At 73.2% G+C, this 13,194-nt stretch carries 12 protein-coding genes; 10 read left to right on the forward strand and 2 right to left on the reverse strand.

Annotated elements, in window-relative coordinates; genetic code table 11:
- The 4 genes from VGB14_12235 to rpsA all read left to right on the forward strand — a co-directional run.
- On the forward strand, positions 1–1,589 hold a 1,589-nt coding region (locus VGB14_12235), incomplete at its 5' end, for a DNA polymerase (GenBank protein ID HEX9993687.1).
- Positions 1,590–1,652: 63 nt separating this feature from the next.
- Complete coding sequence (locus VGB14_12240) at positions 1,653–1,805, forward strand: hypothetical protein (GenBank protein ID HEX9993688.1); 153 nt, start codon at positions 1,653–1,655, stop codon at positions 1,803–1,805.
- 19 nt (positions 1,806–1,824) lie between these two features.
- Positions 1,825–2,583 carry a methyltransferase domain-containing protein gene (locus VGB14_12245; protein ID HEX9993689.1) on the forward strand — a complete coding sequence of 253 codons (759 nt, stop codon included), beginning with the start codon at positions 1,825–1,827 and terminating at the stop codon, positions 2,581–2,583.
- Between the two features lie 60 nt (positions 2,584–2,643).
- Positions 2,644–4,098 carry a 30S ribosomal protein S1 gene (rpsA, locus tag VGB14_12250; GenBank protein ID HEX9993690.1) on the forward strand — a complete coding sequence of 485 codons (1,455 nt, stop codon included), beginning with the start codon at positions 2,644–2,646 and terminating at the stop codon, positions 4,096–4,098.
- A 36-nt stretch (positions 4,099–4,134) separates the two neighbouring features.
- Here rpsA and VGB14_12255 read toward each other — a convergent pair whose 3' ends face one another.
- Positions 4,135–4,803, reverse strand: coding sequence for a hypothetical protein (locus VGB14_12255; protein HEX9993691.1), 669 nt, complete (start codon positions 4,801–4,803; stop codon positions 4,135–4,137).
- A complete protein-coding gene (locus VGB14_12260) occupies positions 4,800–5,252 on the reverse strand; it encodes a hypothetical protein (GenBank protein HEX9993692.1) in 453 nt (150 codons plus the stop codon). The genes VGB14_12255 and VGB14_12260 overlap by 4 nt, the downstream gene beginning before the upstream one ends.
- A 154-nt stretch (positions 5,253–5,406) precedes the next feature.
- On the opposite strand from VGB14_12260, the gene cpaB reads away from it, so the two are divergent.
- The 6 genes from cpaB to VGB14_12290 form a co-directional block, all read left to right on the forward strand.
- Positions 5,407–6,237 (forward strand): Flp pilus assembly protein CpaB, encoded by an 831-nt coding sequence (gene cpaB, locus VGB14_12265; protein ID HEX9993693.1) that lies wholly within the window; start codon positions 5,407–5,409, stop codon positions 6,235–6,237.
- Complete coding sequence (locus VGB14_12270; protein ID HEX9993694.1) at positions 6,237–7,520, forward strand: AAA family ATPase; 1,284 nt, start codon at positions 6,237–6,239, stop codon at positions 7,518–7,520. The genes cpaB and VGB14_12270 overlap by 1 nt, the downstream gene beginning before the upstream one ends.
- A gap of 27 nt (positions 7,521–7,547) precedes the next feature.
- Positions 7,548–8,903, forward strand: a complete 1,356-nt coding sequence (locus tag VGB14_12275; GenBank protein ID HEX9993695.1) for a CpaF family protein — start codon at positions 7,548–7,550, stop codon at positions 8,901–8,903.
- Complete coding sequence (locus VGB14_12280) at positions 8,903–10,828, forward strand: type II secretion system F family protein (GenBank protein ID HEX9993696.1); 1,926 nt, start codon at positions 8,903–8,905, stop codon at positions 10,826–10,828. Before VGB14_12275 ends, VGB14_12280 begins: the two co-directional genes overlap by 1 nt.
- A 16-nt stretch (positions 10,829–10,844) precedes the next feature.
- Positions 10,845–11,762, forward strand: a complete 918-nt coding sequence (locus VGB14_12285) for a type II secretion system F family protein (GenBank protein HEX9993697.1) — start codon at positions 10,845–10,847, stop codon at positions 11,760–11,762.
- 2 nt (positions 11,763–11,764) lie between these two features.
- On the forward strand, positions 11,765–13,194 hold a 1,430-nt coding region (locus VGB14_12290; GenBank protein ID HEX9993698.1), incomplete at its 3' end, for a hypothetical protein.

Below are 13,194 nucleotides of genomic sequence, written 5' to 3' on the forward strand. Positions count from 1 at the left end.
TGCTCGGCGACGACCGGGTGGTCGACGCCCTCCGCCACCTCACCCGGGCCGGCGGGCCGCCGCTGTGGGGCCACGGCGTGAAGGAGCTGATGCGGGCCCTGCGGTCGGCGCCGGCGCCGGTGGACGTGCGCTCGCTCGGGCTCGACACGATGCTCGCCGCCTACCTGCTCGACCCGGCCGAGTCGCGCTACCGCCTCGACGAGCTCCTGGCCCGCTACACCGGCCACGAGCTGCCGGCCGACGAGGTCGAGGCCGGCCAGCTCGACCTCGGCGGCACCGGCGACCACGCGGCCAGGGCCGCCCGCCGGGCCCTCGCCGTCGCCCGGCTGGGGCCGGCCCTGCTCGCCGCCCTCGACGCCCAGGGCCTGCGCCGCCTGCACGACGAGATCGAGGCGCCGCTCGTCCGGGTGCTGGCGAAGATGGAGGAGATCGGCGTGGCCGTCGACGTGGCCGAGCTGCGCCGCCTCCGCGACGAGCTGGCCGGCGAGGCGGAGGCCCTCACCAAGGAGATCTGGAACCTCGCCGGCGAGGAGTTCAACGTCAACTCGACGTTGAAGTTGAGGGAGCTGCTGTTCGGCCGGCTGGGCCTCAGCCCGTCGAAGAAGACCAAGACCGGCTACTCCACCGACGCCGCCTCGCTCGAGAAGCTGCGGGGCCAGCACGAGATCGTCGACCGCCTGCTCGAGTACCGGGAGGTCGAGAAGCTGCGGTCGACCTACGGCGACGCCCTGCTGGCCGAGGTGGACCAGCGGGACGGCCGCATCCACGCCACGTTCAACCAGACCGTGGCGAGGACCGGCCGGCTCAGCTCCGACCAGCCCAACCTGCACAACATCCCGGTGCGGACCGAGATGGGCCGGGCCTTCCGCAAGGCGTTCGTGCCCGCGCCCGGCCACTCGCTGCTGATCGCCGACTACAACCAGATCGAGCTGCGCTGCATCGCCCACCTCGCCGAGGACCCCGGGCTGATCGGCGCGTTCGAGGCCGGCACCGACATCCACACCGAGACGGCGGCCCGCATCTTCGGGGTCGAGCCCTCGGGGGTCACCGTCGACATGAGGTCGAAGGCGAAGATGGTGTCCTACGGCCTGGCCTACGGGATGGAGGCGTTCGGGCTCGGCCAGCGCCTCGGCATCCCCACCGACGAGGCGGCCCTGATCCTCGCCGCCTACTTCGAGGCCTTCCCGAACGTGAAGGCCTACATGGACCGCACGGTGAACGAGGCCCGCCAGCGGGGCTACACCGAGACCCTGTTCGGCCGCCGCCGCCCCATCCCGGAGCTGCTCTCGTCGAACTACCGCATCCGCCAGGCCGGGGAGCGCCAGGCCATGAACGCCGGCATCCAGGGCCTCGCCGCCGACATCTTCAAGGTCGCGCTCGTCCGCCTCGACACGGTCATCGAGGAGGGGGACCTGCGCAGCCGGCTGATCCTCCAGGTGCACGACGAGGTCATCCTCGAGGTGCCGCCGGACGAGCGGGACCGGGCGGCCGAGCTGACCCTCGACGCCATGCGGGGCGCGGCCAGCCTGCGGGTCCCCCTCGAGGTCAACCTCTGCTTCGCGTCGACCTGGGCCGACGCCAAGGGTTGAGTCCGGGCCCCGACCTGCCGATGGGAGGACGTGCTCTCCACCCGCCGGCGAGCCGGCCACTCGTTGGTCTTCGCGATCGTGCTGGCGGTGGCCGTCTACACCGTGGTCTCCGGGGCGATCGCCATGTCCTCGTCCCGGTCCTGCGGGCCCGGCTGGGACACCGCCTGGCGGGTCGTGCCGCCGGGCTGGGAGTGCCACCGGGACCTCGGCCGCTGACCCGCCGGCCCGGCTGAGCGTGGCCGGGCCCCACTGGTTCGAGGCGGTCGCCGACCACCTCGGCGCCGCCTACCTGCGCTACTCGTTCACCAAGGGGACGGCCCAGGAGGTCGCCTTCCTCGTGGACGTGCTCGGCCTGCGGCCGGGGCAGCGGGTGCTCGACGTCGGCTGCGGGCCGGGCCGCCACGCCCACGCCCTCGCCCGCCTCGGGGTCGAGGTCGTCGGGGTCGACGTGTCCGCCCGGTTCGTGGACCTGGCCAGGCGGGACGCCCCGCCGGGCGCCACGTTCGTGCGGGCCGACGCCCGGGACCTCGCCTTCGACGCCGAGTTCGACGCCGCCGTGTCGCTCTGCGAGGGCGCGTTCGGGCTGCTCGGAGGGCCGGCGGCGGCCGGGCACGGCGGCGACCCGCTGCCGGGCGACGAGCGGGTCCTCGCCGGCATGGCCAGGGCCGTGCGGCCCGGCGGGGCGGTCGTGGTCGGCGCCTTCTCGGCCTACTTCCAGGTCCGCCACCTCGACGAGGCGTCCGCCTTCGACGCCGCCACCGGCGTCCACCACGAGCGCACGGTGGTGAAGGACGAGGAGGGGAGGGACGCCACGCACGACCTGTGGACCACGACCTACACGCCCCGGGAGCTGCGCCTCGTGGCCGAGCGGTGCGGCCTGCGGGTGCGGGCCGTGTGGTCGGTCGAGCCGGGCGCCTACGCCACCGCCCCGCCGAACCTCGACACCCCCGAATTCCTGCTGGTCGCAGAACGGTCGCAACAGGGCGGGTGCTAGGCTCGACATCCCGGCACCGCTGGGTGCCCAGCCCCTGAGTCTCCCCCAGAAGGCGATCCCTTGTCCGACCAGTCCACCAGCATCACGCCCGCCCCCACCGCCACGGCCGACCAGGCGATGGGCTCGTTCGACGAGCAGGGCGAGTACACCCCCCGCCAGGTCGTCGCCGACGACCTCGACGTCTCCTTCGCCGACGCCATCGAGGGAACGATGGTCCAGGTCGAGGACGGCCAGATCGTCGAGGGCACGGTCGTCAAGGTGGACAAGGACGAGGTCCTGCTGGACATCGGCTACAAGTCCGAGGGCGTCATCCCCTCCCGGGAGCTGTCGATCCGCAACGACGTCGACCCGTCCGAGGTCGTGTCGATGGGCGACCGCATCGAGGCCCTCGTCCTCCAGAAGGAGGACAAGGAGGGCCGGCTGGTCCTCTCGAAGAAGCGGGCCCAGTACGAGCGGGCCTGGGGCACGATCGAGCGGATCAAGGAGGAGGAGGGGGTCGTCAAGGGCCCGGTCATCGAGGTGGTCAAGGGCGGCCTGATCCTCGACATCGGCCTGCGCGGCTTCCTGCCCGCCTCCCTCGTCGAGCTCCGCCGGGTGCGCGACCTCCAGCCCTACGTCGGCCGGGTCCTCGAGGCGAAGATCATCGAGCTGGACAAGAACCGCAACAACGTGGTCCTGTCCCGCCGGGCGTGGCTCGAGGAGACCCAGAAGGAGCAGCGCGAGGAGTTCCTCGAGAACCTGCGCCCCGGCGAGGTCCGCAAGGGCGTGGTGTCGTCGGTGGTCAACTTCGGCGCCTTCGTGGACCTCGGCGGCATGGACGGCCTCATCCACGTGTCCGAGCTGTCGTGGAAGCACGTCGACCACCCCGGCTCGGTCGTCCAGGTGGGCGACGAGGTCGAGGTCCAGGTGCTCGACGTCGACCTCGAGCGCGAGCGGATCAGCCTGTCGCTCAAGGCCACCCAGCAGGACCCGTGGCAGGAGTTCGCCACCAACCACCAGGTCGGCGAGCTCGTGTACGGCCGGGTCACCAAGCTGGTGCCGTTCGGCGCCTTCGTCCAGGTGGGCGACGGCATCGAGGGCCTCGTGCACATCTCGGAGATGTCGGCCCACCACGTCGACCTCCCCGAGCAGGTCGTCACCCCCGGCGAGGAGCTGTGGGTGAAGATCATCGACCTCGACCTCCAGCGCCGCCGGATCAGCCTCTCGATCAAGCAGGCGGCCGAGGGCGGGGTCGTGGCCGCCGAGTACCAGGAGCACTTCGGCGAGCACGCCTACGACGACGAGGGCAACTACATCGGCGCGGCCATCGAGTACACGGCCGAGACCGAGGGCCAGGAGGCCTGGGCCGAGTACTACGCCGAGCACGGCGAGTACGCCCCGGCCGAAGGCGAGGGCGAAGGCGAAGGCGGGGGCGAGGGCGGCGCCGAGGGCCAGGGCGAGCAGGGAGGGGCGCTCGAGGGCGCCGACCTGGCCGCCGACGCCGAGGGCGAGGCCCTGCCCGCCACCGAGGAGTAAGCGACCGCCGGCGCCGGGCCCCCCGGCGCCGGCCCGTCACACGCAGCAGTAGCGGTTGGTCATCGTGTGGACGTCGTGGCGCTCCACGTCGCGCTTCCACCACGCCCCCGGCGAGCTCGCCGTCTGGCACATCGTGCTGTTCGCGGTCCCGCCCGGGCAGGCGCCCTGGGTGTCCTCCTCCAGGAAGTGGTGGTTCTCGTCCGACGGCCCGACCCAGCCGCCGAGGGCGTGGCCGAACTCGTGGGTGGCGACCGACCACAGGTCGTACTCGTCGTAGGGCGGCGCCGAGGTGCCCATGTGCCACGGGGCGTACTTCTCGAAGCCGACCTCGACGTCGGTGAGGGAGGTGCTCCCGGGCGGGCAGACGTTCGTCCGCCCGATCGCGCCCGTCGGCAGGTCGGTCCAGTGGATCCCGTTCCGGCCGTCCGTGCCGCCGCAGGACATCCCCCACCGGCTGCCGCTCGACGCGAACCGCACCGCCGGGCGCTCGGTCGACGTCGGCCAGGACTGCTTCCCGTCGTCGATGCGGGGGCGGGCCGCGGTCGGCACCGCCGCGGTGAACGTGAAGGTCACCTCGTCCTGCGACCACCAGCGGGGGAAGTACCAGATCAGGTCGGCGTGGGCCTCCGCCGGCCGGGCGGGCACGGCGATGGAGGCGGCGGCCGCGATCCCGGCCGCGAGGGCGCGGGCCGTCCGCCGCGTCACGGCTCGGGATGGAGGGCGTCCAGGCAGACGCTGAAGCGAGGCGAGACCCAGCCGTCGTTCAGGCGTTGCACGAAGAACAGCCCCTTCACGGCGCCCTGCTTGCGGTAGACGAACAGCACGCCGTCGTCCTCCGCCACCTCGGTGAACCCGGTCGCCCCGTCCGTCAGCGGGCTGACCGGGATGTCGGCGGGGACGGCGGCGGCGAGCGGCGTCGCCTCGACCTCCAGGCTCTCGACGAGCGCCAGCTCCGGCGTCGCCGGGAGCCCGGTGGCGTCGGCGGCCAGCTCGGTGACGGAGTCCATCCGGTCGCCGTCGGCACAGGAGAGGTCGAGCCCGGCCGCCTCCGTCCCCGGACCGGCCGTGACCGGGGCCTCCCGGGCGTCGCCGCCGCAGCCGGCGACGAGGACGACGACGGCCGCCGCCCCGAGCGCCAAGGTGCGTCCTCGCATCCCGCCTCCCGTCCCCCCGCTTGGGTACGCGAATGGTACGAGTCTCGCCACTTCCTGACAAGGGGCACGAGTCGCCACGGCGGAGAAATGGCTCACGTACCGAGGGTCCGGAGCCGACGTAGCGAACAGGCCCCCGCACCCAGTGAGGTCAATCGTGAGCTCCCGCCGAACGCTGATCCTGGTCGCCGCCATCGCCGTCGGGGTCGTGGCTGCGTTCTTCCTGTTCAACTACGTCAACGGCGTGGAGGACCGCGCCAACGAGAACGCCGAGCGCGTCCACGTCTTCATGGTGAAGTCGGAGGTGCCGAGGGGCACGTTCGGGGAGGAGGCGGAGGCCCAGGGCCTCGTCGTCGCCGCCGAGATCCCCCGGCAGTTCCTCCCGGCGACCGCGGTCAAGGACCTCGACGCCATCAAGGGCAAGGTCGCGGTCGGCGACCTGCCGGCCAACTCGGTCCTCGTCGACGGCCAGTTCGTCGACCCCACCATCGCCAACACCGGCTTCTCCCAGCGGCTCGAGTCGAGCGGCGCCGACCGGGTGGCGATCACGATCGCCGTCGACCAGACGCGCGGCGTCGCCGGCCTCGTCGTGCCGGGCGACATCGTCGACCTGATCGTCACCGCCCGGCGGATCGGCGCGGAGTTCGAGGAGATCCCCGAGGAGGCGAGGGGCGAGTCCCACCTCCTCTACCAGAACGTCGAGGTGCTCGCCGTGGGCCAGAGCGCGGCGCCGGACATCGGCTCGGCCTCGGCCGACACGGCGAGCACCGAGGAGCAGGCCGCCCAGGCCCAGAACAGCGGCCTGATCACGCTCAGCGTGCCGAGGGAGGCCGCCGTGCGGATCGCGCTGGTCGCCAACCAGGCGCCCGACGCCATCTACCTGGCGCTCGCGCCCAAGGGCAACACGCCGGTCCCGCTCCCGCCGCTGCCGATGGAGGAGCTGTTCAACACGCCCGCCCTGACCCCGTACGGCGACAGGGCCGCTTGATGACGATCGGCAGCTACCTGTACGACGGCGACGGCAGCAGCCCGCCGGGCGAGGGAGCACTCCGCTCCGTGGACCTCTTCTCGCCCGCGCCGGCGGCCGCCCCCGCGGTCGGCGCTGCCGCCTGCCCCGTCGCCGTGGTGGACGCCGATCTCACGACCCGCAGCCGTCTCGCCATGCAGCTGGGAGGGGCGGCCGACCCGGTCCCCACCCTGGACGTGCTGGCGCCCCGCCTCAACGGGTACCCGCTGGTGCTCGTCGTCGGCCCGTCGACCTCGATGGACCCGAGGGGCCTCGCCGCCGTGGAGCGGCTCGTCCAGGTCCACCCCGAGGTCGGGGCCATCATGCTCGTCACCGAGCTGTCGACCGAAGTCCTCCAGCAGGCCCTCCGGTCGGGGGTGCGCGACGTGCTGGCCGCGCCCGTCGACGCCGCCCAGCTCCAGGCCGCCGTCCACCGTGTGGCGGCCACGCTCGTCCCGATGGCCCCGGGAGGGCGGGGCGGCGGCCCGCCCGGCGACACCGGGGCCGACAGCGTCGCCCGGGTCATCACCGTGTTCTCGACCAAGGGCGGCGCCGGCAAGTCGGTGATGGCGGCGAACCTGGCCGTCGTGCTGGCCCGCCGGGCGACCAAGCCCGTCGTGCTGGTCGACGCCGACCTCCAGTTCGGGGACGCCGCGGTGATGCTGAAGCTGGCGCCGCAGCGGACGATCGTCGACGCCGTCGGCTCCATCGACCGCCTCGACGCCGCCTTCCTCCAGAGCCTGCTCGTCCGCCACGAGCCGTCCGGCCTGCTCGTGCTGCCGGCCCCGCTGGAGCCGGCCTTCGCCGACCAGATCGGCGCGTCGGACATGAGCCGGATCGTCGAGCTGCTCCGCACGTTCTGCGAGTACGTGGTGGTCGACACCCCCGCCTACTTCAACGAGGTCGTGCTGTCCCTGATCGAGGCGAGCGACGACGTGCTCCTCGTGGCCGGCCTCGACATCCCGAACATCAAGAACGTCAAGATCGGCCTCCAGACCCTGCGCCTGCTGAACACGCCGATGGACAAGCTGCGCCTGGTCCTCAACCGGTCCAACTCCAAGGTGAAGCTCGACGCCGGCGAGGTCGAGCGCACCCTGCAGATCAAGGCCGACGCCATGGTCCCGTCCGACGTCGTCGTGCCCCAGTCGGTGAACAAGGGCGTGCCCGTCGTGATGGACGCCCCGAAGTCGGGGGTGGCCAAGGCCATCGTCGGGCTCGCCGACCTGTTCGCGCCCGTCGCCGAGACGTCCCGCCGCCGCAAGTAGCCCCCCTTCCCCGACGGAGACCCCACCATGTCGCTCTACAAGCGCCTCCACGAAGTCCAGGGCACCACCCCGGGGAAGCGGCGCGACCCGGTGCTCGACGAGCTCCGGCAGAAGATCCACCACCACCTGATCGACGAGCTCGGCCCGATCCTCTACGACAAGCGCCTGTCGGAGGAGGACCTGCGCCGCCGGGTCCACGAGCAGCTGCACGCCGCGCTCGCCCAGGAGCGGGCGCCGCTGTCGGCCGCCGACAAGGCCCAGCTGATCCAGGACGTCTCCGACGACATCCTCGGCTACGGGCCGATCGACCGGCTCCTGAAGGACGAGGACATCAGCGAGGTCATGGTCAACGGCCCCGAGAACGTCTTCGTGGAGCGCAACGGCCGCATCGAGCGGACGGCGGCGTCGTTCGTGGACGAGACCCACCTGCGCCGCATCATCGACAAGATCGTCGGGCAGGTCGGCCGGCGCATCGACGAGTCGACGCCGATGGTGGACGCCCGCCTGCCCGACGGCTCCCGGGTCAACGCCGTCGTCCACCCGCTGGCCATCGGCGGGCCGTTCCTCACCATCCGGAAGTTCTCCAAGGACCCGTACCAGATCGACGACCTGATCCGGTTCGGCACCCTGAACGCGCACGCGGCCCGCTTCCTCCAGGCCTGCGTCGTCGGGCGCCTGAACGTGATCGTCTCCGGCGGTACCGGCACCGGCAAGACGACGACCCTGAACGTGCTGTCGTCGTTCATCCCGTCCGAGGAGCGCATCGTCACCGTCGAGGACGCGAAGGAGCTCCAGCTCCACCAGGAGCACGTGCTCGCGCTCGAGGCCCGGCCGCCCAACATCGAGGGCAAGGGCCAGGTCACGATCCGCGACCTCGTCAAGAACTGCCTCCGGATGCGCCCCGACCGCATCGTCGTCGGCGAGTGCCGGTCGGGCGAGGCCCTCGACATGCTCCAGGCCATGAACACGGGCCACGACGGCTCGATCACCACCGTCCACTCGAACGGCCCGAGGGACACCCTGGCCCGCATCGAGACCATGACGCTGATGGCCGGCTTCGACCTGCCGGTGCGGGCCATCCGTGAGCAGATGGCGTCGGCCCTCGACCTGATCGTGCACCTCTCCCGCCTGCGGGACGGCACCCGCCGGATCACCCACATCACCGAGGTGCAGGGCATGGAGGGCGACGTCATCACCCTCCAGGACATCTTCCTGTTCGACTACGGGATGGGGCTCGACGAGCACGGCCGGTTCAGGGGCCACCTGAAGGCCACCGGCGTCCGCCCCAAGTTCGCCGAGAAGCTCAACGACCTCGGCATCCGCCTCGGCCCCGAGGTGTTCCAGCCCGAGCCGTTCGCCCGCCGGGTCGTGGGGGCGCACTGATGGCACACCGCACCCGCCGCTGGGGCGCCGCCGCCGTCGCGGCCGCCGCCCTGCTCGCCGTCGCCGCGCCCGCCGCCTCGGCCGCCGGCAGCGGCACCCGGGTCGTCGTCAGGGGCGTGGACACGACCGACGCCGAGCACGCCACCGTCACCGTCATGGTCGACGGCGAGCGGCCCGACCCCGGCGCCTTCCGCCTGACCGAGAACGGCGACGACGTGGCCGGGGTCCAGGTGACGCCCCGGTCGACGACCGACGCGCAGACCGGCATCGTGCTCGCCGTCGACGTCTCGTCCACGATGGACCAGCGGGGCGCGTTCCGCCACGCCAAGGACGCGGCCCAGGCGTTCGTCGCCGGCGGCCTGCCGTCGGACCGGTTCGCCATCGTCGCCATGGGCGACACGGCCACCGTGGTCCAGGGCTTCACCACCGACACGGCCCGCCTCACCGAGGCCATCGAGGACCTCGGGCCCCAGCCCGGCGCGGCCATCTGGGACGGCGTGCGCAAGGCCGCCCTGCTGTTCACCGACGACCCCCAGCTCCAGGCGAACATCGTCGTGATCACCGACGGCCCGGACACGGCGTCGACCACGACCGAGACCCAGGCCAGAGGGGCGGCCATCGACGCGGACGCCGCCGTGTTCACGGTCGGCATCCAGGGCGGCGAGCTCGACACCGGCCCGTACCAGCGGATGGCCGAGGAGACGGGCGGCCGGGTGGTGTCCACCCAGGAGCCGACCGAGCTGCCCGCCATGCTCGACGGCGTGCAGCGGGCCCTCGCCAACCAGTTCGTGCTGACCTACGCCTCGACCGTCGACCGGGGCCCGATCGACCTCGTCGTCGAGGTCGGCGGGGCCAGGGCCGCGGCCCAGGCGATGGCCGGGGCGGCGATGACGGCGTCGGCCGTCCACCCCCAGCCGGTCGACCCGCCCGGCGACGCCGGGTTCCTCTCCGGCGAGGAGGCCAAGCTGGTCGGCGGCGTGCTCGGCATGGCCGCGGCCGCCCTGTTCGCCTACGCCCTCGGCAGCCTGTTCGCCCCCCAGTCGACCAAGCTCGACGCCGCCCTCCAGCCCTACGTCGACGGCTACGTGGACGACGACGGCGACGGCAACGCCAAGCTGGCCGACACCAAGCTGATCCAGCGGGCCGTCGAGCTCACCGGCCAGTTCGCCGAGCGCCGGGGCGTCCTCGCCAGGACCGAGACCGCGCTCGAGCGGGCCATGCTCCCGCTGCGGGCGGCCGAGGCGCTGTTCTTCTGGTTCGCCGTCGTCGTGGTCGCCGGCCTGGCCTTCGCGGTCCTGTTCGGCTCGCTGATCGGCGGCCTGTTCGGGGTTCTCGTCGCCACCGTCGTCCCGCCCCAGTTCGTGAAGCTGCGGGCCAAGCGCCGGCGCAAGAAGTTCATGTCCCAGCTGCCCGACACGCTCCAGCTGCTGTCGAGCACCCTGCGGGCCGGCTACTCGCTCATGCAGGGCGTGGAGGTCGTGTCCCAGGAGGTGGCCGAGCCCATGGGCCACGAGCTGCGCCGGGTGTGCACCGAGGCCCGCCTCGGCCGCCCGCTCGAGGAGGCCCTCGAGGAGTGCTCGGACCGCATGGGCAGCCCGGACTTCGCCTGGGCCGTCATGGCCATCCGCATCCAGCGGGAGGTGGGCGGCAACCTGTCCGAGCTCCTGCTGACCGTGGCCGAGACCATGACCCAGCGGGAGCGCCTGCGCCGGGACGTCGCCGCCCTCACCGCCGAGGGGAAGATGAGCGCGATCGTCCTCGGGATCCTGCCCGTCGGCCTCGGGCTCGTCATGTGGGCGATGAGCCCGGACTACATGGGCGTGCTCATCGAGGACCGGCTCGGCAACTTCCTCCTCGGCGGCTCCACCCTGCTCGCGCTGGTCGGCTTCTGGTGGATGAAGAAGACCATCGAGATCGACATCTGAGGCCAAGGAGCGACCCGTGATCCTCCCCTTCGCCCTGATCGGCATGGGCGCCGCCGTGGCGCTCGCCTTCTACACGGTGCTGTCCCAGGTCGACGAGCGCTCCGTCGTGCGGGCCTCGCTGCGCCAGCTCGAGGGCTACGAGATCGAGAACGTGCGCGACCAGGAGCTGCTGACGCCGCTCCACGAGCGCGCCCTCGTGCCCGTGCTCAGGGGCCTGACCGGCGTCGGCCGGCGGTTCACACCGGTCGGCTACGTCGACACCGTCCGCCAGAAGTTCACCTACGCCGGGCGGGGCACGCCCGAGTCCGTCGACCGGTTCCTCGCCGTCCGCGTGATCACGGTGGCGGCCATCCCGCTGTGGTTCATCTTCATGTACGGCATGTCCGGCTTCAGCGGCATGATGCTCCACGCCGTGTTCGGCCTCGGCGCCGCCGCCCTGTTCCTCGGGCCCGACGCCGTGCTCAACCGCAAGGTCGAGGAGCGCCAGTACGGGCTGCGGGTGAAGCTGCCCGACCTGCTCGACCTGCTCGTCATCAGCGTCGAGGCCGGCCTCGGGTTCGAGCAGGCCCTCGACCGCACGATCGGCGCCGTGCCCGGCCCCCTCTCCGAGGAGTTCGGCCGGATGCTCGGCGAGGTCAGGGCCGGGTCCAGCCGGGCCGACGCCCTCCGCGCCCTCGAGAAGCGCAACAGCGTGCCCGAGGTGCGCTCGTTCGTGCTCGCCATCCTCCAGGCCGACACGTTCGGCGTCTCCATCGGCCGGGTGCTGCGCTCCCAGGCCGACGAGATGCGGGTGAAGCGCCGCCAGCTCGCCCAGGAGCGGGCCCAGAAGGCGCCCGTGAAGATGCTCGTGCCCATGGTGTTCTGCATCTTCCCGGCCCTGTTCGTGGTCGTGCTCGGGCCGGCCGCCATCAACATCACCACCGCCTTCTCGTAGTCGTGGCCGCCGTCGCCGCACCGGTCGGCGGCGGCCGCACCGACCGCGCCCCGGCCGGGCCAGGGGGCCGGCCCCGGCCGGGGCTGCGGGGCCCGTCCGCGGCGACGGCGGCCGGGCTGGGGCTCGCGCTCGTCGCCCTGGTCCTCGGCCTCCGGCCGCTGTCGGACAACTCGTTCCTCACCCACGTGGCCACCGGCCGGCTGCTGCTCGACGGCGGCGTGCCGACGGCCGACCCGTACACGTTCACCGCCGCCGGGCACCCCTGGGTCGTCCAGAGCTGGCTGGCCTCGCTCGTGTACGGCGTCGTCGACCGGCTGGCCGGCGGCACGGGGCTGCTCCTGCTCAACGGCCTCCTCTGCGCGGCCCTGACCGGCCTCGTGTGGCGGCTGACCCGCCCGGCCGGGGCGCTCGCCGGGCGGGCGCTGGTCGGCGCGCTCGTCGTCGGCATGGGCGCGTCGGCCTGGCTGGAGCGGCCCTTCCTGATGGCCATCGTGCTGCTGGCCGTCGCGCTCGTGGCCGCGGAGGGCGGGCTGCGGCCGGGGTGGCTGGTGCCGGTCGGGTGGGTGTGGGTGAACGACCACGGCTCCTTCCCGCTCGGCCTCGTCGCCGTCGCCCTCCTGGCCGCCGGCCGCCGCCTCGACGGGGACCGCCCGGCCACCGAGGTGCGGGCCGGCGCCGCCCTGGCCGCCGGGATGCTGCTCGGCGCGCTGAACCCGCTCGGGCCCCGCCTGCTGTGGTTCCCCGTGCAGCTCCTCGGCCGCTCCGACGTGCTCCGCCACGTGAGCGAGTGGCAGCCGCCGACGTTCGCCTACACCTGGCAGTGGCTGTTCCTCGTGCTGGCCGCCGTGGCCGCCCTGGGCGCCCTCCGGGGCCGGTCGTGGCGGGTCGCCCTCCCGGCCGCCGCGTTCACCGGCCTCGCCCTGCTGTCGGCCCGCAACCTGGCCGTCGCCGCCGTCGTCCTCGTCCCCGGGGCGGCGGCCGCCCTGCGGGTCGACGGGCGGACCGGGGAGGGCCGGTCGCCCCGCACGGCGCTGGCCGCGGCCGGGATCGTCGCCGTGGCGGCCGTCGCCCTCGTGGCCGCGGCCGGCCGGCCGGCGTTCTCGTTCGACCGCTACCCGGTGGCCGCGCTGGCGTGGGCGGGGGAGCGGGGCCTGCTCGCCCCCGAGGCCCGCCTGGTGGCGCCCGACACGGTCGGCAACTACCGGGAGCTGACCGAGGGCGCGAACGCGGCCGTGTTCCTCGACGACCGCTACGACCTGTTCCCCCGCGAGGTCCTCGACGACTACCTCGTCCTCGTCCACGGCGGGCCGGGGTGGGAGGGCGTGCTCGACCGGTGGGGCGCCGGCGCCGTCGTGTGGCCCCGCTCGCTGCCCCTGGCCGGCCTGCTCGACTCCTCGCCGTCCTGGCGGGTGGCGTGGGACGACGGCGCCTG

The sequence above is a fragment of the Acidimicrobiales bacterium genome, assembly GCA_036399815.1.
Lineage (GTDB): Bacteria > Actinomycetota > Acidimicrobiia > Acidimicrobiales > DASWMK01 > DASWMK01.

What these genes read in the sequence shown, in the direction of transcription:
- VGB14_12260 (HEX9993692.1), bottom strand. Translation starts at nt 5,252, where the DNA reads ATGCGAGGACGCACCTTGGCGCTCGGGGCGGCGGCCGTCGTCGTCCTC.
- VGB14_12270 (HEX9993694.1), top strand. Translation starts at nt 6,237, where the DNA reads ATGACGATCGGCAGCTACCTGTACGACGGCGACGGCAGCAGCCCGCCG.
- VGB14_12275 (HEX9993695.1), top strand. Translation starts at nt 7,548, where the DNA reads ATGTCGCTCTACAAGCGCCTCCACGAAGTCCAGGGCACCACCCCGGGG.
- VGB14_12280 (HEX9993696.1), top strand. Translation starts at nt 8,903, where the DNA reads ATGGCACACCGCACCCGCCGCTGGGGCGCCGCCGCCGTCGCGGCCGCC.